The organism is Kineosporia succinea (assembly GCF_030811555.1).
GTDB classification, from domain to species: domain Bacteria; phylum Actinomycetota; class Actinomycetes; order Actinomycetales; family Kineosporiaceae; genus Kineosporia; species Kineosporia succinea.
This window is the reverse complement of the sequence record NZ_JAUSQZ010000001.1, coordinates 2259808-2281203: the sequence shown is the minus strand read 5'-3', so window position 1 is coordinate 2281203 and position 21396 is coordinate 2259808. Positions and strand designations below refer to the sequence as shown.

Annotated in this window: 18 protein-coding genes; 11 read left to right on the top strand and 7 right to left on the bottom strand. The window is 70.9% G+C overall.

What is annotated here, in order from left to right:
* Window positions 1–299: 299 nt before the first annotated feature.
* Window positions 300–1151, bottom strand: a complete 852-nt coding sequence (locus J2S57_RS10060; protein ID WP_307240871.1) for an HAD family hydrolase — start codon at window positions 1149–1151, stop codon at window positions 300–302.
* Window positions 1152–1287: 136 nt separating this feature from the next.
* On the opposite strand from J2S57_RS10060, the gene J2S57_RS10055 reads away from it, so the two are divergent.
* Window positions 1288–2343, top strand: a complete 1056-nt coding sequence (locus J2S57_RS10055; protein ID WP_307240869.1) for a diacylglycerol/lipid kinase family protein — start codon at window positions 1288–1290, stop codon at window positions 2341–2343.
* A gap of 1089 nt (window positions 2344–3432) precedes the next feature.
* Here the strand turns inward: J2S57_RS10055 and J2S57_RS10050 are convergent.
* Window positions 3433–3792 (bottom strand): helix-turn-helix domain-containing protein, encoded by a 360-nt coding sequence (locus tag J2S57_RS10050; protein WP_307240866.1) that lies wholly within the window; start codon window positions 3790–3792, stop codon window positions 3433–3435.
* Window positions 3793–3965: 173 nt separating this feature from the next.
* On the opposite strand from J2S57_RS10050, the gene J2S57_RS10045 reads away from it, so the two are divergent.
* The 4 genes from J2S57_RS10045 (at window position 3966) to J2S57_RS10030 (ending at window position 8089) form a co-directional block, all read left to right on the top strand.
* Window positions 3966–4547 (top strand): ClpP family protease, encoded by a 582-nt coding sequence (locus J2S57_RS10045; protein WP_307240864.1) that lies wholly within the window; start codon window positions 3966–3968, stop codon window positions 4545–4547.
* A gap of 86 nt (window positions 4548–4633) precedes the next feature.
* On the top strand, window positions 4634–6001 hold the full coding sequence (locus J2S57_RS10040; RefSeq protein ID WP_307240862.1) for a helix-turn-helix domain-containing protein: 1368 nt from the start codon (window positions 4634–4636) through the stop codon (window positions 5999–6001).
* Window positions 6002–6109: 108 nt separating this feature from the next.
* Window positions 6110–7633, top strand: coding sequence for an aldehyde dehydrogenase (gene adh, locus J2S57_RS10035; RefSeq protein WP_307240860.1), 1524 nt, complete (start codon window positions 6110–6112; stop codon window positions 7631–7633).
* A gap of 126 nt (window positions 7634–7759) precedes the next feature.
* The gene (locus J2S57_RS10030; RefSeq protein WP_370882613.1) at window positions 7760–8089 is read left to right on the top strand and encodes a DUF779 domain-containing protein; all 330 of its coding nucleotides are present in this window, start codon (window positions 7760–7762) and stop codon (window positions 8087–8089) included.
* Window positions 8090–8155: 66 nt separating this feature from the next.
* On the opposite strand, the gene J2S57_RS10025 is transcribed toward J2S57_RS10030, so the two are convergent.
* Complete coding sequence (locus J2S57_RS10025; RefSeq protein ID WP_307240856.1) at window positions 8156–9625, bottom strand: methyl-accepting chemotaxis protein; 1470 nt, start codon at window positions 9623–9625, stop codon at window positions 8156–8158.
* A gap of 334 nt (window positions 9626–9959) precedes the next feature.
* Here J2S57_RS10025 and J2S57_RS10020 point away from each other — a divergent pair, with 334 nt between their 5' ends.
* Window positions 9960–10679 (top strand): response regulator transcription factor, encoded by a 720-nt coding sequence (locus J2S57_RS10020; protein ID WP_307240854.1) that lies wholly within the window; start codon window positions 9960–9962, stop codon window positions 10677–10679.
* 195 nt (window positions 10680–10874) lie between these two features.
* Here the strand turns inward: J2S57_RS10020 and J2S57_RS10015 are convergent, their stop codons facing one another.
* Window positions 10875–11261, bottom strand: a complete 387-nt coding sequence (locus J2S57_RS10015) for a hypothetical protein (protein ID WP_307240852.1) — start codon at window positions 11259–11261, stop codon at window positions 10875–10877.
* 99 nt (window positions 11262–11360) lie between these two features.
* Here J2S57_RS10015 and J2S57_RS10010 point away from each other — a divergent pair, with 99 nt between their 5' ends.
* Window positions 11361–12191 carry an HAD family hydrolase gene (locus J2S57_RS10010; RefSeq protein WP_307240850.1) on the top strand — a complete coding sequence of 277 codons (831 nt, stop codon included), beginning with the start codon at window positions 11361–11363 and terminating at the stop codon, window positions 12189–12191.
* Between the two features lie 10 nt (window positions 12192–12201).
* Window positions 12202–13515 carry a ferredoxin gene (locus tag J2S57_RS10005; protein WP_307240849.1) on the top strand — a complete coding sequence of 438 codons (1314 nt, stop codon included), beginning with the start codon at window positions 12202–12204 and terminating at the stop codon, window positions 13513–13515.
* 1040 nt (window positions 13516–14555) lie between these two features.
* Here J2S57_RS10005 and J2S57_RS10000 read toward each other — a convergent pair.
* The 3 genes from J2S57_RS10000 to J2S57_RS09990 all read right to left on the bottom strand — a co-directional run bounded on the left by J2S57_RS10000 (window position 14556) and on the right by J2S57_RS09990 (window position 16878).
* A complete protein-coding gene (locus J2S57_RS10000; protein WP_307240847.1) occupies window positions 14556–15011 on the bottom strand; it encodes a hypothetical protein in 456 nt (151 codons plus the stop codon).
* Between the two features lie 53 nt (window positions 15012–15064).
* Entirely contained in the window at window positions 15065–15613 is a 549-nt protein-coding gene (locus J2S57_RS09995) for a bacterial proteasome activator family protein (RefSeq protein WP_307240845.1), read from the bottom strand.
* Window positions 15614–15900: 287 nt separating this feature from the next.
* The gene (locus tag J2S57_RS09990) at window positions 15901–16878 is read right to left on the bottom strand and encodes an NAD(P)H-quinone oxidoreductase (RefSeq protein WP_307240843.1); all 978 of its coding nucleotides are present in this window, start codon (window positions 16876–16878) and stop codon (window positions 15901–15903) included.
* Window positions 16879–17029: 151 nt separating this feature from the next.
* Here J2S57_RS09990 and J2S57_RS09985 point away from each other — a divergent pair, with 151 nt between their 5' ends.
* From J2S57_RS09985 to J2S57_RS09975, 3 genes are all read left to right on the top strand, one after another.
* Complete coding sequence (locus tag J2S57_RS09985; RefSeq protein ID WP_307240841.1) at window positions 17030–19507, top strand: ATP-binding protein; 2478 nt, start codon at window positions 17030–17032, stop codon at window positions 19505–19507.
* A gap of 99 nt (window positions 19508–19606) precedes the next feature.
* Entirely contained in the window at window positions 19607–20083 is a 477-nt protein-coding gene (locus J2S57_RS09980; protein WP_307240839.1) for a PH domain-containing protein, read from the top strand.
* Window positions 20084–20158: 75 nt separating this feature from the next.
* Window positions 20159–21277 carry a LacI family DNA-binding transcriptional regulator gene (locus J2S57_RS09975; protein WP_307251017.1) on the top strand — a complete coding sequence of 373 codons (1119 nt, stop codon included), beginning with the start codon at window positions 20159–20161 and terminating at the stop codon, window positions 21275–21277.
* Window positions 21278–21396: the final 119 nt, after the last annotated feature.

Sequence of the window (21396 nt, the reverse complement as noted above, 5' to 3'; positions counted from 1 at the left end):
CAACCCACCCGGGTCCCCAACCTCGCCCCGGTCCCTCGAACCCGGCTCGGCCCGTCCAAGAGCACTCCGGCCCTGAAGAGCACCCCGGCCCCTTAAGAACACCCCCGGCGCTCAGGCGCCCCCAACCCCCTCACCCCCACGAAGCCGCGCCGTCCACCCCAGACGACCGCGGCGTCCTCAAGCATGATCTCCCCGGCCCGGTGACCAGGGCAACCGGCCGCTGTCAGCGGATGCCGGCCCCTGCGTCCCCGGGCAGTTGCTCGTTGTTGATCATGCAGACTTGCCCGGCAGCGCTGTCTTCACCGCACGAGCAGCTTCTCCAGCACCTCGGCCAGACCGTCGTCGGCGACGGTTCCGGTGACGACGTCGGCGTGCACCTTCACGTCGTCGGTGGCGTTGCCCATGGCGACCGCCTGACCCGCCCAGCCGAACATCTCGATGTCGTTGCGGCCGTCACCGACCGCCAGCGTGGAGTCGGCGTCCACCCCGAGACGGTCGCGGATCGCGTCGAGGGCACTGGCCTTGCTGACGCCGCTGGGAGCCAGGTCGAGCCAGGCCGTCCAGCCCACCGAGTAGTTCACGCCGTGCAGCCCGACCGACCGGGTGAGCTCGAGGAACTCGTCGCTGGTGTGGTCGGGACTGCGCACCACGACGCGGCAGGCCTGTTCGACGCAGAGGTCTTCCCAGCCGGCCACCCGGGTGTGCGGCCCCTCCAGCTCACCGGGCGGGAACGGCGCCGTGAGCAGGAACTCGCCGGCCCGGGTCTCGAGGGCGAACAGCGCCGTGGGCAGGTGCTCGCGCAGCAGGTTGAGCACCTCGGCGGGGTCGAACGTGATGGTGTCGGCCACCTCGTAGCCCTCGGGCAGCGTGGGGTCGAGCCGCAGGGTGACGGAACCGTTGCTGCACACCGCCCAGCCGTTGACCAGGCCGAGCCGGTCGAGCACGGGCAGGGTCTCGTGCAGGGAGCGGCCGGTGGCGATCACCACATGGGTGCCCAGTTCGGCCACGGCCCGTACGGACGTGCGAACCCGGTCGGTGAGGCGCTGGTCGTGGTCGAGGATGGTGCCGTCGATGTCCAGGGCCACCAGCTTGGGCGCCCAGGAGTCGGCTGGATCGGTGCGAGGACGGTTCTCGATAACGTGGTCTGTCATCCGCAGAGTTTACGCGTCCCCAGGTTACGGACCGGGGTCGATTGATGACCACGGAAGACGAGCGCGACGTAAACAGCGGGCCTCCGTCTCCGCGTCCGGGCGGGCGCACGGCTGATCCCCGGATAACGTGCACACCATGTCGATCAGCAGCGATGGCCTCAGGGACGTCGTTCTGGTCGTCGTACTCCTCATCGCCCTGGTCGTGCTGGTCACCCTGGTCGTCACCCGGCGGCGCCTGCTCTTCCGCAACCGTTCGGCCGACGGCTCGGACGGTGCGGCGGAGGCTCCGCAGGCCGCGGTCGTGGTGCACGGCAAGAAGATCGACGACCGGGACGCCCGGCGGCGCCAGATCGAGGTGCTCTCGGGGCGTCTGGGCTGGCGGGCGCCGGTCTGGCTGGAGACGACGGCCCAGGATCCGGGACGCGGCCAGACCGAGAAGGCCGTGGCCGACGGCGCTTCGGTGGTCATCGCGTTCGGAGGAGACGGCACCACCCGGGTGGTCGCCGGGGCGCTCGCGGGCACCGGGGTGCCGATGGGGCTGCTGCCCGCCGGCACCGGCAACCTGCTGGCGCGCAATCTCGGCATCCCCCCGAACCGGCTCGAGTCGTCGCTGCACATCGCCCTGACCGGCCGGAACCGCACGATCGACGTCGGCCACGTCGAGCTCGCCGAGGCCCAGGGCACCCCGCCGCGTCTGGAGAGCTTCCTGGTGATGTCCGGCCTGGGCTTCGACGCCGAGGTGATGGCCACCACCGCGCCGGAGCTGAAGAAGAAGATCGGCTGGGCCGCCTACGTCGTCGCGGGGTTCAGCCGGCTGCGAGGCCGCCGCACCCCCGTGACCATGCGCGTCGACGACGGACCGGTCCAGCAACGCAAGATCCGCGCCGTCGTCGTCGGCAACGTCGGCATGCTGCAGGGCGGCATCCAGCTGATGCCCGGGGCCCTCCCCGACGACGGCTGGCTCGACGTCGTCGTGGTCTCCCCCCGTGGCATGACCGGGTGGCTCCCAGTGCTCGGAGCGGTGCTGACCCGGCGCAACCACGCCACGGTCGAGCACTTCCGCTGCCGCACCATCGAGATCCACGCCGACAAACCCATGTTCGCCCAGCTCGACGGCGACCCCGCCGGCAAGGCCCAGTCGCTGCGCGCCCGCGTGGCGCCCTTGGCGCTGATCGTGCGGGTGCCGGGCTAGCAGGCGTAGTCAACCCCCAATGATGGACGCGCCGGTCCCCCAACCCCCCACCTCACCAGACACCGTGGTCGGCTTCGGGAAGTGCCCAACCGGCGGAGCACCCGACGCGCGATCGATGGCTTCGGGGCGCGCTGATAACCCGCGGTGTCAGGGCCGCCTTGCCCGCCTGGGTCACCTGCTCGCGCCCCACCTGCTCGCGCCTGACCAGTCTTGGCCTGGCCTGTTCTCGCCTGACGAGTCTTGGCTTGGCCTGCTCTCGCCCAACCTGCCTTCGCCCTAGCCTGCTCTCGCCTGACCTGCTCTCGCCTGACCTGCTCTCGCCTGACCTGCTCTCGCCTGACCTGCTCTCGCCTGACCTGCTCTCGCCTGACCTGCTCTCGCCTGACCTGCTCTCGCCTGACCTGCTCTCGCCTGACCTGCTCTCGCCTGACCTGCCCTCGCCTGACCTGCCCTCGCCTGACCTGCTCTCGCCTGACCTGCCCTCGCCCGGCCTGCTCCCGCCCTGGCCTGCTCCCGCCCAGACCGCCCGGAGCAGAAAAGACCGCTGCTTTCGATTATCGATAATCGAAAGCAGCACCCTGTTCGCTCAGCCCAACCCGCCGTACCCGTCATAGCGGGAGTGCGGGGGCGTGGCTATGGCTTCAAAGTGCCCGTGTCCAGAGGTGCGTAATGCGCGGACGGGTCAACCATCCAAGCGCGCAATAGCGCGCTGGTGCGAGCCGTGCTGAGCCGTGCTGAGCCGGTCCGGTCCGGTCCGAGTCGAGTCGAGTCGAGCCGAGTCGAGCCGAGTTGAGTCGAGCCTGGTCGAGTCGAGCCGAGTTGAGTCGAGCCTGGTCCGAGTCGAGCCTGGTCCGAGTCGAGCCTGGTCCGAGTCGAGCCTGGTCCGAGTCGAGTCGAGTCGAGTCGAGTCGAGTCGAGACCGGTCCGAGCCCGAGTCGCGCCCGGTCTGAGCTGCGCCGGGTCTGAGCTGCGTCGCATCAAGGCGAGCAACATCCCGGCGCGGCCACTTAGGCGTGAAGCCGCCTGGCTGCCCAACTGCCGTGTGGCTGGGCGGGATCGGGGCTCAGAGGGTGGGGGAGTGGGAGCGGGTCAGGCGGCGGCCATGGAGACTGCGTGCAGGGCGACGCCTCCGCCGGACATCGACGGGCGGGGTGCCAGCTCGGTCTGCGACGAGACGGTGAAACCGATCGTGCGCGGCTGCGACGCCAGTTCGGCCAGGCGCTCGGTCTCGAGCTCGAAGCGCACCTCGGCCAAGAGGTCCATCAGGTCGAGGCCCAGCGACTCGCAGATCGACGCCAGCAATTCGGACGAGGCCTCTTTGCGCCCACGCTCCACCTCGGACAGGTAGGGCACAGACACCCGGGCGGTCTCGGCGACGTCGCGCAGGGTGCGGCCCTGGCCGAGCCGGATCCGGCGCAGAACGGTCCCGATCAGGCCTCGCAGCAGCATGGCACCCTCCCTCAGGCGAATACCCCAACACTACGGCGCCCCACCGACAGGATTGAGCCCCGACAGCGCACCAACCCGCCAGTCTGCTCACAGCAGATCCCTCTGCCGCCGGCAGATCTCCTGCCAGCCGAATCGCTGGATCCCCGCCACCACCCGGGCCGATCGTGAATGCCATGACCGAAACCGTTCCCGGCGCCGACCGAGTGCTCGCCCGGCTCCTCGACGCACGCATCGTCCTGCTCGGCTCCGAGGTGCGCGACGACAACGCCAACCAGATCTGCTCCGCGCTGCTCCTGCTCGCGGCGCAAGACCCCGACCGCGACATCTCGCTCTACATCAACTCACCCGGCGGATCCGTCGACGCTGGGTTCGCCATCTACGACACGATGCAGTTCATCAGCTGCGACGTGTCCACCGTGGCGATGGGCATGGCCGCCTCGATGGGCCAGTTCCTGCTCACCGCCGGCGCCCCCGGCAAGCGCTACGTCCTGCCCCACGCCCGGGTGATGATGCACCAGCCGCTGGGCGGCGTGGGCGGCTCGGCCACCGACATCCGCATCCAGGCCGAGCAGATGCTCGCCATGAAGAAGACCATGGCCCGGCTCACCGCCGAGCACAGCGGCCAGACCGTCGAGAAGATCGAGGAAGACGCCGATCGCGACCGCTGGTTCACCGCCTCCGAGGCCGTCGACTACGGGCTCGCCGACCGGGTGCTCCCACGCGCCGCCGTGCCCCTTTCGGTGGTTTCGTCATAGCGAGAGGCGAAACCGGTCGGCGCGCTCGCAGAAAATCTCCCAGGCGGGCGGTGCGCTGGTGAGATGGCTCACTTACCATCACGACTATGTCCTCGACGAAGCGGATCGGAGCGCTGGCGGCCGTTCACGAGAGCTTCCTGGCCGCTCCCGGCTCCCCGCTGCCGGACCTGATCCGGCCGGTGGTCGCCGAGAGCTGGCGGCGTTCGCTCGCCCTCGGCGTCGATCCGGAGACCGAGGCCGCACCGCTCGACCTGTCCGAGTCCGAGCTCGCCGACTACCGCGCCAATCATCCGCTCGCCGCGATGATGCCCCTGATCCGGCGGCTTCTCACCGAAGACGCCGACGAGGCCGGGCACATCGTGGCGGTGGGCGACGCGGCTGGCCGGCTCCTGTGGGTCGAGGGCCACCATCACCTGCGCAGCCGGGCCGAGAACATGCAGTTCGTCGAGGGCTCACTGTGGAGCGAGGGGGCCGCGGGGACCAACGCTCCCGGCACCGCGCTGGCCCTGGGCCGGGCCGTCGAGATCCGGGCGGGCGAGCACTTCGGCCTGGGCGCCCGCTCGTGGAGCTGCGTCGCCGCCCCCGTCAACCACCCGCTCACCGGCGAACTGCTCGGCGTCATCGACCTGACCGGCGGGCCCGACGTGACCGGGCCCCGCACCCTCGCCCTGGTCCGCGCCTGCGCGGCCGCCGTGGAAGCCGGCCTCCAGCTCCGGGCCGGTCAGCCGCAGGCCGACCTTCGACTCCGGGCCGGTCAGCCGCAGGCCGACCTTCGACTCCGGGCCGGCCGCCGGCAAACCGCACCACACCTCGACCCGGACCTCCAAAACCGTTCCGCCACCGACGCGTCCACCATTCCCCAGCGCCGCCGGCAACCTGACGAGACCCACGCCCGGCTGTGCCTGCTCGGCCCGGAAGCCGGCACCTTCGAGTACCAGGGCCGTCGCGTCAGCCTCTCGCGCCGCCACACCGAACTGGTCTGGCTCCTGGCCAGCGCCCCCAACGGCCTCTCGGCCCAGGCCCTCGACATCGCCCTGCACGACGAGGGCGAGCACCTCATCACCGTGCGGGCCGAGATCAACCGGCTGCGAAGGGTTCTCGGCCCGAGCCTGCTCTCGTCGCGACCCTACCGGCTCAACCTGACGGTGCGCACCGACGTCTCCCAGGTGCGGCACGCGCTCGCCGAAGGACGCGTCGCGCAGGCCCTCGAGCACTTCACGGGGAGTCCTCTTCCCGGCTCCGAGGCCCCCGGAATCCGTTCCCTGACCGATGAATTCGTCTGTGAGGTACGCGAAGCGGCCCTGGCCTCGCGCGATCCCGACGCCCTCGAGCGCTGGGTACAGCTGACCGAGGGCAGCGACGACGCCGCCGCCTGGCAGGCCCTGCTCGCTGCCCTGCCCACCGGATCGCCCCGCCAGGCCCGCGCCCGAGCCCGGTTGAGCCGTCTGGCGTAAAAAGCCCCTGACAACGTGCGGTCGCAACGTTGCTGCAACCTCCCGCGACCTAGCGTCGGCCACAGCTCCGCAGCCAACGACGGCCCGGAGGAGTGACGGAGGTTATCCATGGCTGTCATCGCAGCGCCCGGCCAGCCGGGCAGCCCCACCACTTTCGCCTCTCGCTACGACAACTGGATCGGTGGCCGACGCGTCGCCCCGGTCAAGGGGCAGTACTTCGAGAACCCGAGCCCCGTCAACGGAAAGACCTTCTGTGAGGTGGCCCGCGGCACCGCCGAGGACATCGAGCTCGCCCTCGACGCCGCGCACGCCGCGGCCCCGGCCTGGGGCAGGACCTCGGTCGCCGAGCGCGCCAACATCCTGAACAAGATCGCCGACCGGATGGAACAGAACCTCGAGGCGCTCGCCGTCGCCGAGTCCTGGGACAACGGCAAGCCGATCCGTGAGTCCCTGGCCGCCGACCTGCCGCTGGCCATCGACCACTTCCGGTACTTCGCCGGTGCGATCCGGGCCCAGGAGGGCTCGATCAGCCAGCTCGACGAAGACACCGTGGCCTACCACTTCCTCGAGCCGCTGGGTGTGGTCGGCCAGATCATCCCCTGGAACTTCCCACTGCTCATGGCGGTCTGGAAGCTGGCCCCGGCCCTCGCCGCGGGCAACGCCGTGGTGCTCAAGCCGGCCGAGCAGACCCCGGCCTCGATCATGCACTGGATCGACCTGGTCGGTGACCTGCTGCCCGACGGTGTGCTCAACATCGTCAACGGTTTCGGCGTCGAGGCGGGCAAGCCCCTGGCCTCCAGCTCCCGCATCAGCAAGATCGCCTTCACCGGCGAGACCACCACCGGCCGGTTGATCATGCAGTACGCCAGCCAGAACATCATCCCGGTCACCCTGGAGCTGGGCGGCAAGAGCCCGAACATCTTCTTCGAGGACGTGGCCGCGGAGAAGGACGCCTTCTACGACAAGGCGCTCGAGGGCTTCACCATGTTCGCCCTGAACTCGGGCGAGGTGTGCACCTGCCCCTCGCGCGGCCTGATCCAGTCGAGCATCTACGACTCGTTCCTCGCCGACGCCACCGAGCGCACCAGGGCGATCGTGGCCGGCAACCCGCTCGACACCGACACCATGATCGGCGCCCAGGCCAGCAACGACCAGCTCGAGAAGATCCTGTCCTACTTCGAGATCGGCAAGGCCGAGGGCGCCACGCTGGTCACCGGGGGCACCCGCGCCGACCTGGGCGGTGACCTCTCCGAGGGCTACTACGTGACCCCGACGATCTTCACCGGCGACAACTCGATGCGGATCTTCCAGGAGGAGATCTTCGGCCCGGTGGTCTCGGTGACGAAGTTCGACAGCCAGGACGAGGCGCTGAAGATCGCCAACGACACGCTGTACGGGCTCGGCGCCGGTGTCTGGTCGCGAGACATCAACACCGCATACCGTTTCGGGCGAGGCATCCAGGCCGGACGGGTGTGGACGAACAACTACCACGCCTACCCGGCGGCTGCGGCGTTCGGCGGTTACAAGGGCTCGGGCATCGGCCGCGAGAACCACAAGATGATGCTCGACCACTACCAGCAGACCAAGAACATGCTGGTCAGCTACTCGCCGAACAAGCTCGGGTTCTTCTGATCGGCAGACCCCCGGCGGCCCGGAGATGATGAGATGACGGAAAGTGGAGCGCTGGAGGCGGAACTCGCCGACGTGGTGAAGGACGACCCTTACACCCGGGTCGCTTTCACGCCGGCGGCGGTGGACATGCTGCGCACGTTGCGTGAGCAGCACGGTCCGCTGATGTTCCACCAGTCCGGTGGTTGTTGCGACGGAAGCTCGCCGATGTGTTACCCGCTCGGTGATTTCATGACCGGCGACGCCGACGTGCTGCTCGCCGAGCTGCCGCTCGACGCCGACAAGATCCCGGTCTGGATGTCGCGCAACCAGTTCGAGTACTGGAAGCACACGCATCTCACCATCGACGTGGTTCCCGGTCGGGGAGCGGGCTTCTCGCTCGAGGCGCCCCACGGTGTGCGGTTCCTGATCCGGTCCCGGTTGCTCACCGACGACGAGCTCGGGGCCCTGAATTCCTGAACCACCAATGAGGGACGCGCCGGGAGACCCGAGTCTCCCGGCGCGTCCCTCATTTTCGGTTGCCTGTCAGTGCTGGGCCAGGATCGCCAGACCGTCAGACTTGTTGGTGGCGTAGCCGATCGGGGCCCCGGTGGCGTCGGACGAGCGCTGCATCTGCATCGCGACCAGCGGGTTGTCGAGCAGGATGACCGCGTAGCCGATGCCGAGCTCGGCGGCCCGGGCCATCGTGCCCTCGATCTGCGCCTGCACCTCGGGCGTGGTGGCGCCCAGCTGGCTCATGTCGCAGAGCACCTTCCAGCCCGGCTTGTTCTCCAGGAAGGCCGCCTTCAGCTCGTTGGCGTAGGTCGTGGCCAGCGGGAGGTCCCAGTTGCCGCGCAGGGCGATGTCGAGACGGTTCGCGGGCCGGTCCCAGCCGATCGAGTAGCTGGGGGCCACGATCTCGACCTCGGGCAGGGTGAGGGCCGAGACGACGGCCTTCAGCTCACCGGCGAGGCGCGCCACCTCACTGACCGCCTTGTGGTTGCGCACGGCGGCGGTGGTGGTGGAGGTGGACCGGTCGGCGACCACGGCCACCGAGCCGGCGATCGACTCGGCCTGGCCCGCGACCTCGGCGGTGGTCTGGGTGAGCTGCTGCGTGGTGAGGGTCTGCTCCTCCACCGCGGTGGCGATGCTCTGCTGGAACTCGCTGATCCGGTCGATGATCGTGCGGATCTCGTGAATCGCCTGGATGGCGTGCGAGGAGTCGCCCTGGATCTGCTGGACGGTGTTGCCGATCTCCTCGGTGGCGCGGGCGGTCTCCTGTGCGAGCTGCTTGACCTCCTCGGCCACCACGGCGAAGCCCTTGCCCGCGTCACCGGCGCGAGCGGCCTCGATGGTGGCGTTCAGGGCCAGGAGGTTGGTCTGCTCGGCGATCGTGGTGATGGTCTTGACGATGTCGCCGACCCGGGCGCTGGACTGCTCGAGCGCACCCATCGTGGTGACCGCGGAGCCCACCGCGTTCACGCCGGAGGCGGCGGTCTCGGCGGCCATCGCCGCGCTGCGTGAGATCTCGGCGATGGCGGCCTGCATCTGCTCACCGGCGGCGGCCATCGCGGCCACGTTGCGGGACACGTCGGCGGCCGACTCGGCGATCTGGTTGGCGTTGCCGCTGGTGTCCTGGGCGCCGTCGCTGATCGTGGCGCCGGCCGCGGACATCTCCTGACCGGCGATGACGAGCAGGTCGACGGCCGGGCCGAGCGGGCGCAGGGTGCTGCCGAGCACGGCGACCGACGAGCTGACCGGGTGCTCGGCGTCGGCCTTGAGGTTCAGGGAACCGGAGGTCAGGGCGCGGGTGGCGGCGCCGGCGTCCGCGTCCAGGCGGGAGACCGACCGGTTCAGGTTCCGGCCGAGAACGACCGCGCCGGCGGCCACCAGCACACCGGCGGCGATCGGGGCGAAGCTCGGGGCCCCGAGAACCGGGAGGACGCCGGTGAAGAGGGCGCCGACAGCACTGACGGCGATCAGAGGGTGGGAAGACGGTGCTGTGGGTGCTGCCACGGGTGCTCTCCATCGGGGAAGGTCGGGGAGTCCATGTATCGCCGGTTGACCAATTTCTCTTGACCGGTCGGTAGTCGGCGTCAGCCGTCTGGCCCCATCTGTCCGGCCGGTACCGATCCGGGACCGCCACTCAGCGTGGAACCCGCAGGTCCTGCGCAGACTCTCCCGATCTGACCCGCTGGAACCGTGCGTCCCACCGGGCAGGATGGCGGCATCACCACCGGTCAGCTCACATCGCGGGGGCCGGACGGAAATTCGATCGGGAGGATGTGAGGGCGGGGTGGACGAGCGCGACCAGGTGGGTCAGGTGAGAGACGGGCGACCTGAGCTGCATGTGAAGCACAAGGATCGGCTCGAGCTCGCCGGGCCACCGATCCCTCGGCAGCATCCGGTGCGGCGCACGCGGGTCGCCATCGTGGACGACCACCGGCTCATGCTGGACGGCCTGACCACCTGGCTGACCACCCGGGCCGACGACCTCGACGTGGTCATCGCGGTCACCGAGTTCCGCGAGCTGGTGCGGCATCCCCGGTTCCCGGTCGACGTGGTGCTGCTCGACATCGACCTCGGTGACGACGTCCCGGCCAGCGCCAAGATCGTGGAGCTGTCGGCGGCGGGCGTGGCCGTGGTGGTGGTGAGCACCTTCTCCGACCCTCGGCGGGTGCGGGAGTGTGTGTCGGCGGGGGCTCTCGGCTACGTGCCGAAGAGCGAGAACGCGGACGAGATGGCGCACGCCGTGCGGGCCGCGTCGCGGGGTGAGGGACACGTGACGCCGGCGCTGGCGGCGATGCTGGTGGCCGACGAGCACGGTGAGCCCGGACCCGCGCTGAGCCCGCAGGAACGCCGGGCGCTGGTGCTGTACGCGTCCGGTCTGCCGCTGAAAACGGTTGCGCGGCAGCTGGACATCTCGGTGGAGACGGCGAAGACCTACCTCACCCGGGTGCGGGAGAAGTACGCCCACGCGGGCCGGGAGGCGCGGACCAAGATCGCGCTGCACCGCCGGGCGGTCGAAGACGGCCTGCTGCACGACGCCGAGGGATTTCACGCCGAGTAGCCCCCGGTTTTGGGGGCGTGCCGACCGTGGCGTACCTGCCTAGCGTGAGCGATGGCCGGGACGCCGCGGGGGGTGTCCGGTGAGGCGAGTGGGAACCGGACCCTGCGGATCCGGTCCGGCTCCTCGAGCCTCGGCGCCGGGCGGCGCTGCGAAGGATGTCGCGCCCGCCCGGCGCTTCACCTCCACCTTCTTCTGTCAGCTGATGCGGGACCAGAACTCGGCCTGCACGCCGATGCTCTCGAGCCAGCCCGCCTCGCCGATGCGCACCAGGTCGGAGCCGCGCAGCACCAGGGCGTCGAGCACGTCGAGGTCCTGGGCCACGTCGAGTGCGTCCAGCACGCGGGGCACGTCGCCGGGGGCCACGGTGATCGAGTACTCGTACTCCGAGACGTCCTCGCCGAAGAGTGAGGACGCGTCGGTGTCGGTCCCGCTGATCACCAGGGAGCCTTCTTCGAGGGTGGCGAGGACGGTGAGACCGCCTTCGGAGTGGATGGTCACCTCACGTCCGCCGGGACCGAGGAGGGCATCGATGTCCTCGAGGCTCTCGATGTCGTAGGTTTCCGGTTCCTCGTCGCCTGCCACGAGCACGAAGGTAAGCCATGGGTCACGGAAACCGGCCATCGGACGCCCGTCGTGCCCCACGCGTCCTCCGGCCGGGCATCGGCAGGGCAGGATGTGTGCATGCGAATGGTTGCGTGCGATCTGGACGGCACGATCGTCGGCCGGGACGGGCGCATCTCGCAGCGCACCCTGGACGCACTCACGGCCTGCGAACGTCTCGGCGTGCACGTGGTCTTCGTGACCGGCCGGCCGACGCGCTGGATGGAACCGATCGTCGAGATGACCGGTCACCAGGGCCTGGCGCTGTGCGGCAACGGCGCGGTGGTGCTGAACCTGGCCACGGGTGACGTGGTGAGCAGCCGGGCGCTGGCCCTGCCCACGGTCGTCGCGGTGACGCAGCGGCTGCGGGAACGTATCCCGGGGGCGGCGTTCGCGCTGGAGACCCTGGCCGGGTACCGGCGTGAGCCGGCGTACAGGGCGATGCATCCGGCGGCCCAGGACACCGACCCGGCGCCGCTCGACGTGCTGCTCGGTGACGACCCGACGGTGGTGAAGGTGCTGTGCAAGCAGTCCGCGGAGCACTACGGGGAGATGGACTCCGACGAGATGCTGGTGCTGGCCCGCGCCGTGCTGGGCGATCTGGCCGAGGTGGTGCACTCGGATCCGCAGGCTCACATGCTCGAGATCTCGGCGCCCGGGGTGACGAAGGCGAGCGCCCTGGCCTGGCTCGCCGGTGAGCTCGGGGTGGAGGCCGGTGAGGTGGTGGCGTTCGGTGACATGCCCAACGACATCCCGATGCTGACCTGGGCCGGCACCGGCTACGCGATGAGCGGTGGGCACCCCGACGCGATTGCAGCGGCGAGTCGTCAGGCTCCGCCCTGTGACGAGGACGGGGTCGCTCAGGTGATCGAGGAGCTCCTGGCCGGACGTGACCACAAGGTCGGGAGGTAGATTCCGGCCCATGGCAGCGGAACGACGGCTCAGCGTGGACTGGCCGGCCTGCAAGGGCCACGGCCTGTGTGCCGAGCTCGTTCCGGAGCTGGTGACGCTGGACGAGTGGGGGTATCCGATCCTGGCCGACCGGGCGGTGACCCGCGGGGTGCAGGCCAACGCGAAGCGCGCCGTCGCGGCCTGCCCCACGCTCGCCCTGATCCTGGAGGAGAAGGAGATCGCCGCCCCGCCCCGGGCCGCCGATCCGATCGCTGAAGCGATCCGCGAGGCCACCGGCTCGCACCCGGTGCAGCGCCGCGGCCGCTCCGACGCCGGGGCTCCGGCCACCGGCGCCCATCCCGTCACCGCCTCGCACCAGACGCCCCCCTCCGGCCCGCTGCGCCGGGCCGACCCGGGCCCCACCCCAGTCGCGAACTGGGGCCCACCCGACAGCGCTCCCACCGCGCACACACCCGTGCACACGCCCCCGGCCACCCGCTGGAACCCCACCGGCGACCCCGAACTGCGCCCAGGACAAGGCCCGGCCCCGATCCACCCGACCCCGATCCACCCGGCCGCCCAACCGCAACCCGTCCCAACCTGGTCGCCCACCCCCGGCCAGCCTCCGGTAACAGGCCAGTTCCCCACGATCGGCCACCCCCCGGCGGCGGGCGGAACCCCAGCTGCGAGCCAGTACCCCAGCACGGGGCAGTTCCCCCTGCCCGCGCCAGGTCCCGCAACCGGGCAGCAGCCCTTGACGGGCCAAAACCCGAAGGCGAGCCAGTACCCAGGAGCGAACCAGCCCCCCGGGACCGGCCAATTCCCGGCCACGGGGCAGCAGTCCGCGACGGGCCAATACCCGGCGACGGGCCAATACCCGACGACCGGCCAATACCCGACGACCGGCCAGTACCCAGAGACCGGGCAGCACCCGATGGTGGGCCAGTACCCGGGCACGGGCCAGTTCCCGACGACTGGGCAGCTCCCCGCCGCAGGACGAGCTCCAGCGACGAACTGGGCACCCGGCACCGGGCAGGAACCGGGCGCCGGCCAGCCGTCACCCACCGGACAGACCCCCACACGTCGTCATGAGCCCGCCGACGACCCGATCACGGGGGCCATCCAGGCGGTCACCGGTCCGAACGCGACGCGGCGGCAGACCCCGTCGGGCGGCATGCCGCGCCACGCGACTCCCGCCTACGGACACCCCTCCCTCGTGCCCGAACCGGACCAGGACGAGCCGTACCACCCGTTCTTCGACGGCTACGAGGCCGAGAAGGCAGCCCCACCCCCGGACGACCGCCCCCGCACCCGCCGAGAAGCACGCAAGAAGAGCCGTCGCTGACCCCGGCCCCGTCATCTGAGCGCGCAGACAGAAGCACCACCGGTCATCCCGGCCCGGGAGTCCGAGAGTCCGGGAGCCGGGAGTCCGGGAGCCGGGAGTCCGGGAGTCCGGGAGTCCGGGAGCCGGGAGTCCGGGAGCCGGGAGTCCGGGAGTCCGGGAGCCGGGAGTCCGGGAGTCCGGGAGCCGGGAGTCCGGGAGTCCGGGAGCCGGGAGTCCGGGAGCCGGGAGTCCGGGAGCCGGGAGCCCGGAGCTGGGAGCCCGACTGGCCGCCGGACCGCCCTGACCGCACGCGGGCGGCGAGTTCGGCCAATTCGGCTGCGTCCGCCGCGCATGTCGAGTGGGCTCAACGCGTTTGGCTGGTCATGCGGGGTGGGGTCAATGCGTTCGGCTGGTCACGCGAGCGAGTTCAACACGATCTGCTCGTCACACGATCAAGTACGGCCGGTTCTGCCATCCCGCTGGTCTCAGAGGTGACGTGGAGACTCAGGTGCCACCGCGTCCTCAATGCTGATCGGGCGGCCGGTGGAAGATTCGATGCTTTCGATTATCGATAATCGAAAGCATCGCCATCTCGCGCCCGGAGCATGCGGGCTACGCGGGCGCACAGTGGCGGGGCCGGGTCAGGTGGCGGGCCGGGTTGGGGTGGCGGGGCTGGGCCAGGTGGCGGGCCGGGTTGGGTGACGGGTCCGGGTCAGGTGACGGGCCGGGGTCAGGTGGCGGGCCGGGGGCAGGTGGCGGGCCGGGGGCAGGTGGCGAGCCGGGTTGGGTGGCGAGCCGGGTTGGGTGGCGCGCCGGGTTGGGTGGCGCGCCGGGGTCAGGTGGCGGGCCGGGGTTGGGTGGCGCGCCGGGTTGGGTGGCGCGCCGGGGTCAGGTGGCGGGCCGGGGTTGGGTGGCGGGCCGGGGTTGGGTGGCGCGCCGGGTCAGGTGACGGGCCGGGGTTGGGTGGCGCGCCGGGTCAGGTGGCGGACCGGGTCAGGTGGCGGACCGGGTCAGGTGGCGGGGCCGAGTCAGTGACGGGCCGGGTTAGATGGGGCGCCGGGTCAGATGACTGCGCCCTCGACCATTTCGCGTACCTGCTTGACCGTGCGGCGGGCGGCGTCGATGTGGTCGCGCACGCCGTCGGCGTCTTTCATGCGGACGGCGACGCGGGCCATCATCGCGGACTCGGAGGCGCGGGAGCAGAGCGTGGCCGCACGGGCCAGGCGGCGGTGGACATCCAGGTAGATGTCTCCGGGGCCGACCGGGACGTCCGGGCCCTCGCTCGGGGCCTGGGCCTGAGCGTGTTCACAGGCTTCGCGCACCAGCTCGAGGATCTCGTCGAGGTCCTCGCCGATGTCGGCGAGCTCGGCGCGGACCGGGCGTGAGGGGACGACATCGATGACCGCCCGGTAACGCCGTACAGCTCGCGCGAACCGATCGTGCACGCGGCGCCAGACGCCGTTACCGAGGGGGCCCGCGCCGATGACCGGCGTCCGGATCCAGTCGAGCATCCCCACGGCTAGTCCTCGGTCTCCTGTTCTCAGCCTCGTGATCAACGGTGATGCGGCGATCAGAGGTACTGGCCCGTGCCACCCGGCCGGGCCTGCTGACCGCCGCCCAGCCCCTCGGGCGCCATCGCCCCGGCACCCCCGGGCAGAGCCCGGCGCATCTGCTCGAGCTGCGTGCGCGCCGCCATCTGCTGGGCGAACAGCACCGTCTGGATGCCGTGGAACAGCCCCTCCAGCCACCCGACCAGCTGAGCCTGCGCGATCCGCAGCTCGGCGTCGGTCGGGGTGGAGTCGCCGCTGAACGGCAGCACGATCGAGTGCAGCTCCTCGACCAGTTCCGGGGCCAGCCCGTCTTCGAGCTCCTTCAGCGACCGCTCGTGGATCGCCGCGAGCCGGGCGCGGCCCGCCTCGTCGAGAGGAGCGCTCCGGACCTCTTCGAGCAACTGCTTGATCATGCTGCCGATCCGCATGACCTTGGCCGGCTGCTCGATCTGGTTCGCCGGGTTCGTCTCGCTGTTGCTGGGACCCGTGACCGCCATGCCTTCGGGCGTGACCACCACGACGCGCTCGTCGTGAGGGCCGGAATCCTGCTCGTTCGCCGAATCGGACATGTCGGTTACGTCCCCGTCAACGGCAGACGGGTGCGGCTGGCTGGTCATGGCTCCATCGTGCCCTGCCCGGGGGTCCGGCGCGAGGTGTTCGCCCCTGAGGGAGGCGTATCTCCGCCGCTCGGATCCGCCCCGGATCGTCCGCTCGGCCGATGAAGAGTCATGACTGGGAGTGAAGTGATGTCGATCATAGACGCGTATGTCGACCGTTCAATCTTCAACTTGAGCTACGGAGCGTCATTCCAGTGACTCGTTCTGTTGCGGTTGTTCGTCGGGGAAACCATCGTGACTCAGGTGGTCAGCAGGATCTTCCCGACGTGCTGCGAACCGGCCATGATCCGATGTGCCTCGGCGGCCCGCTCCAGCGGCAGCCGGGTGTGGATCACCGGCTTCACCGCGCCTCCGCTGAGCAACGGCCAGACGTGCTGACCGACGCTCGACATGATCGTCTCCTTCTCGGCCGCGGGCCGGGCCCGTAGCGTCGTGGCGATCAGGGCGGCCCGGCGCGACATCAGGTGGTTCAGGTTCAGCTCGGTCTTGGCGCCGCCCTGCATCCCGATCACCACGATGCGACCGCCGTAGGCCAGCGACTGCAGGTTGCGGGACAGATAGGACGCACCCATGTTGTCGAGCACCACGTCGGCCCCGTGGCCGCCGGTGGCCTCCTTCAGGGCCTCGACGAAGTCCTGGTCGCGGTAGTTGATCAGGATCTGCGCGCCCAGTTCGCGGCAGCGCTCGAGCTTCTCCTGCGTTCCGCAGGTCACCGCCACCCGCGCCCCGATCTGGGTGGCCAGCTGGATCGCCATCGTGCCGATCCCGCTCGAGCCGCCGTGCACCAGCAGTACCTCACGCGGGCGCAGGCCGGCCGCCATGAAGACGTTGCTCCAGACCGTGGCCGTGACCTCGGGCAGCGCGGCGGCGTCGATCAGGTCGACGGTCTTCGGGATCGGCAGCACCTGCCCCTGGGGCACCGCCACCCGCTCGGCGTAACCGCCGCCGGTGAGCAGCGCGCACACCTGGTCGCCCGGCGTCCAGTGATCGACGTCGGCCCCGACCGCGCTGATCGTGCCGCTCACCTCCATGCCGGGCCACTCCGGGGAGCCGGCCGGCGGTGGGTAGTGCCCAGCCCGTTGCAGCAGGTCGGCCCGGTTCACCCCGGCCGCGGCGACGTCGATGAGGACTTCGCCGGTGCGCACGGTCGGATCCGGCACGTCTCGGACCTGGAGCACGTCGGGCTCGCCGAACTCGGTGATGACCACGGCTTTCATGAAGTAGGACGATACGGCCGAGAAGGCCCCGGAACGTGGAGCCGCGCGCCGTGTCAACCCGCGTGGCGGTGACCGGGCCGGTACGGCAGGTGATCGAACCGTGCGTGATCTGCGGCTAAATACCGGGCCGGGTGCCGCCGACACCCTCACGGTGTCCCAGACAGGTGAACGCCGGCTGCTCGGTCTACTGACCCTGCCGGTCCTCGTGCTCGACGTGGTCTGCGCCGCGGGTGTGGCCATGGCGAACGAGGGCCCGGCGCGCTCCGTGCTGCTCGTGGTCCTCGGGCTCTGCCTGCTGCTGACGCTCGCCACCCTCACGCTCGGCCCGGGCCTGACCCGCCGGGCCGCGACGGAGCAGGCCCCCGCCCCGGCGCCGATCATGCCGCCGGCCGGATCGCCGGTGGGACCTCCGGCCGGGCCCCAGTTCGCCGACCCGGTCGGCACCCTCGCCGCCGTTCCCGGCCAGCGCACCCCGCCGGACGCCGTCCGCCCGTTCGGGGCCGGCCCGCCCGTGGCCCTCGTGCTCACTGTCGCCCAGCGCAACAACGCCCTGGTCACGCGCCAGCAGGCCTGCCTCGACCAGCTCGTGGCCAACGGTGAGGCGGGTGACGGGGGAGGCCTGGACACGCTCTCCGCCCTCTCGCGCCTGGAGCACCTGGTGGCCCAGACCCGTCGCAACGGCGAGTCGCTGATGATCGTCGCCAACGGCCGCCCCGACTACGAGGTGCCGGTGTCGGCCATGTTCTCCGAGGTGCTGGCCTCGGCCGTCGCCGAGATCGAGAACGGCTCCCGGGTCCGGACGATGATGGACGTGGACCACGCCGTGCGTCCGCCCCTCGCCTTCGCGCTCGTGCACCTGTTCTCGGAACTGCTCGACAACGCCACCGGCTACGCCTTCCCGGGCGGCGGCGTCGACCTGCGCGTCCGTCCCGCGGTCGAGGGTGTGCACGTGCAGATCGAGGACTCCGGGCCCGGATTCTCGGCCGCCGACCTGGAAACCGCCAACGAACTGCTGCAGGACCCGGACAGTGCGGGCGAGGGCATCGGGTCGCTCGGCCTGGGGCTCTTCGTCACCGGCCGGATCGCCCGAGAGCTGCCGTGCACCGTGCGGATGACCCAGGCCTCCGCCGGTGGCGTGCTGGTCACGGTCGACCTGCCGGGGAGCGTCTTCGTCCCGGACTCCCGCGTCGACCACCGCATCGTGGACATGAGGATCGTCGGCGCCCAGGACGAGCAGGACGAGCAGGACGAGCAGGACGAACGCGAAGAGCTCGAAGAACACGACGACCCGGACGCCTGGGCGTACTACGACGACGTCACCGGCCTGCCCGAGTACGTGGAGCGTCAGGGCTATGTCGGCCCGTCCGCCCCGGAGACGGGAGCGCCGCACGAGGCTCCGGTGGCCGTGGCGGTCGAAGGGCCGGTCGATGGGCCGGTCGAAGGGCGGGCTGAAGGGGCGGCCGAACGGTCGGCGGCCGGGGATCTCGCGGAAACAGCCGTCGCAGCAACGGAAACCGCGTCCACGACCGCGCTGTCGGCCGACGAGCTGCCCGACCCGGTGAGTGTGTCCGGCCCGCTCTCGCTCGACGAGCCGTTCGGCGCGGTGGCTCCCGTGGAGGAGTTCGCCAATCCGGCGGTGGCCGAGGAGTCTTCGCCTCCGTCCCGGCCGCAGACCTTCTTCAGCCCGATCCAGACCCCGGCCGAAGGCGTTGCCACCGAGGCGATCACGCTTGAGGACGCGGTGGTCGCCCCGGCCGTCCCCGAACCGGTTCACGAGTCCCGGGCTTCCGAACCGGTCCTCGCCCCTGGGGCCGCCGAATCCGTCCCGTCGGGCGCCCGGACCTACCCGACGCGCGGCGAACTGCGCCGCCGCAGGCAGGAGGAGGAAGCCCGCGCGGCCCGTGCGGCGCAGCTGGCCGCCCTCGCCGGCAGCAGCACCGACCAGGACCCGACGGCTCCGCTCTTCCCTGTCCCGCCGCAGGTCTCGCCGCTCGACGACCCCGACTTCCAGGTGCCGGCCGAGGCCGAGCTCCCGCCGGCCGTGATGCCGGCAGCGGGTCGCGTGCCCGTGCGTCCTTCGTCGTATCCCGCACCCACTGCCGAGGCCGCCGAGGTCGCGACCCAGGCGCTGCCCCGTCCGCAGGGGCAACGGGGCGCCGCCGAGGCCGCGCGAGCAGCCGCCGGAACCGGACCGTCGGCCGCGCGGGGCTCGTTCCCCGCGCCCACCCCCGCTCCGGTGAGCGGCCGCCCCGACGCGAGCGGCCCGCACCCGCAGCCGTCTCCCACCCCGCCCGCCCCCCGTCACTCGGCCACCGGGCCGATCCCGATGGTGAGCGCCCGGCGCGCGAGTCTGGCCGGTCGGCCCGGCATTCCGCCGGTGCCCGCAGCCCGGGGCAACGCCTCGGACAGCCAGGACCGGGGTGAACCGGCGCCGCCGGTGCCGGCCGAGGCCACCCGTCAGCGGGCCACGCAGGTGCGGTCCATGCTGGCCGGACTGCGCAGCGGAGCCGACCGCGGCCCCGGTGCCGACCGGAGCCCGGGTGCGCAGACCGACCGGGTCTCCCCGTCGTCCACCATTGAACCCACCGACGTGCCCCAGCCCCGCCACTCGAAGAAGCCCGAGGAATAGGCCGTTTCACCAAGGTGCACGAGGCTGCGACGACCTGGTCGCAGCCCCGTGCACCTTCTGCCTTGATCTGGCCCGCCGGGGAGGACGTAGGGTGGTGCCGTGGTCGACGCCGCCGATGACCGTCCGACGCCGGAGCCGCTGGTGCGGCACATTCCGGTGCAGCTTCCGGCGCTCGCCCTGCTCGGCGTGTGTGTCTGTGCCTTCGTCGCCATCTACCTCGACGTGCCCCCGACCGCCCGGGGTATTCTCGGTGCCTTCGCGGTCGGCCTGTTCGCCGTGGCCGTCGGCTGCTGGCGGATGTACCTCGAGGTCGACGACGAGGGGGTGGCCGTGCGCTACCTGCTGCGCGAGAAGTGGGCCCCCTGGCCGGAGATCGAGCGGATCGAAATCGCTTCCGGCATCCGGGGTTCGGAGTCGATCCGGGTGGTCAGGGCCGACGGCTCGCTGATCGACGTGCCGCCCGCCCTGCTGCAGCCGACCGCCCCGACCACCCGGCCGCGCGCCCTGGCCCGGCTGCGCGGCGTGCTCTCCGAGATCGAGGCCCGGCGCCCCGACGCCTTCCGGTCTCCCGGGTAGCGGCCTAACATCGCGGGACGGAGAAGGTGCAGTCAGTGTCGACGCCTTTCACGGATGAGGTGCGCTGTGGCAACGATGGCGGATGTCGCCCGTCTGGCCGGGGTGTCGGTGAGCACCGTGTCCTACGCGCTGTCCGGCACCCGGCCGATCTCGCTCTCCACGCGCCGGCGCATCGAGCAGGCGATGACCGACCTCGGCTACACGCCCAACGCCTTCGCCCGCGGCCTGAAGAGCAAGCGCAGCCGCATCATCGCCCTGCTCTTCCCCGCCCGGCCGGAGACCTCGCAGCGCAGCGCCCTGGAGTACGTTCTCGGCGCCTCCGACCAGGCCCGCCGTCGCGGCTACCACCTGATGCTCTGGACCCACGACGTCGAGGCCGTCGACGACCTCGCCCAGTTCGCCGGGCAGGGCCTGGTCGACGGTGCCCTGCTGATGGAGGTGCAGCCGCACGACCCCCGGATCCAGGTGCTGGTGGACGCGGGGGTCCCGTTCGCGATGATCGGCCACAACGCCGACCCCGAGGGGCTCGACTTCATCGATTCGGACTTCGGCCAGATCGCCGGTCTCGCCGTGCATCACCTGGTGGGAATGGGACACCGGCGAATGGCTTTTGTGGGCGGGCCGGAAACCGGTGGGCCAGATGGCGGCAGGCCGGAAATCCGTGAGGAGGAAACGGGTGCTCCGGAAACCATTGGGGCGGTGAGCGGTTGGGTGGGAACGGATGGGGCGGCTGACGGGAGCCGGGTGGAGAACGCGATCCAGCGGGCCGCCACTTCGACCGGATCGGAATTTGTTTCTGTTCCGGCCGAAAGATCGGCCGACGGCGGGCGCGAGGCCTTCACCCGCCTGATGGCGAAAGCTCCGGAAACCACGGTGATCATTGTTTTCAATGAGCATGCCGTTCCGGGAATCATGCGCGCGGCAAAGGATCTGGGGAGGCGGATTCCCGAGGATCTGTCCATGATGTCGATCGACATGCCGGGGCACGTCGCCGAGCTCACCACGCCGCCCCTGACGACGGTCGGGGCGTCCGCGGTGGAGATCGGGCGCGGTGCGGTGGACCTGCTGCTGCGCCGCCTTGACGGGGACATGGCTCCGGCGAGGCAACTGCTCTTCAGGGGGGAACTGAATCTTCGGGGCTCATGTGCACCCGTACTGAATGCCGATCACACTCCCGGTGAAACTCTCACCTGAATCGTCGGCACCGGCGTCGATCACTCGAAGTTACCTGAGTGTTCATGCAGATCAGGTGCACCGAAGAGGGTTGATCGGCGTTGACAGGTGATCGGGGAGGTCTTAACTTCCCTGAAATA

What these genes read in the sequence shown, in the direction of transcription:
- J2S57_RS10010 (WP_307240850.1), top strand. Translation starts at nt 11,361, where the DNA reads ATGCGAATGGTTGCGTGCGATCTGGACGGCACGATCGTCGGCCGGGAC.
- J2S57_RS10040 (WP_307240862.1), top strand. Translation starts at nt 4,634, where the DNA reads ATGTCCTCGACGAAGCGGATCGGAGCGCTGGCGGCCGTTCACGAGAGC.
- adh (WP_307240860.1), top strand. Translation starts at nt 6,110, where the DNA reads ATGGCTGTCATCGCAGCGCCCGGCCAGCCGGGCAGCCCCACCACTTTC.
- J2S57_RS10005 (WP_307240849.1), top strand. Translation starts at nt 12,202, where the DNA reads ATGGCAGCGGAACGACGGCTCAGCGTGGACTGGCCGGCCTGCAAGGGC.
- J2S57_RS09995 (WP_307240845.1), bottom strand. Translation starts at nt 15,613, where the DNA reads ATGTCCGATTCGGCGAACGAGCAGGATTCCGGCCCTCACGACGAGCGC.
- J2S57_RS09975 (WP_307251017.1), top strand. Translation starts at nt 20,159, where the DNA reads ATGGCGGATGTCGCCCGTCTGGCCGGGGTGTCGGTGAGCACCGTGTCC.
- J2S57_RS10045 (WP_307240864.1), top strand. Translation starts at nt 3,966, where the DNA reads ATGACCGAAACCGTTCCCGGCGCCGACCGAGTGCTCGCCCGGCTCCTC.
- J2S57_RS10055 (WP_307240869.1), top strand. Translation starts at nt 1,288, where the DNA reads ATGTCGATCAGCAGCGATGGCCTCAGGGACGTCGTTCTGGTCGTCGTA.
- J2S57_RS10060 (WP_307240871.1), bottom strand. Translation starts at nt 1,151, where the DNA reads ATGACAGACCACGTTATCGAGAACCGTCCTCGCACCGATCCAGCCGAC.
- J2S57_RS09990 (WP_307240843.1), bottom strand. Translation starts at nt 16,878, where the DNA reads ATGAAAGCCGTGGTCATCACCGAGTTCGGCGAGCCCGACGTGCTCCAG.
- J2S57_RS10050 (WP_307240866.1), bottom strand. Translation starts at nt 3,792, where the DNA reads ATGCTGCTGCGAGGCCTGATCGGGACCGTTCTGCGCCGGATCCGGCTC.
- J2S57_RS10030 (WP_370882613.1), top strand. Translation starts at nt 7,760, where the DNA reads ATGCTGCGCACGTTGCGTGAGCAGCACGGTCCGCTGATGTTCCACCAG.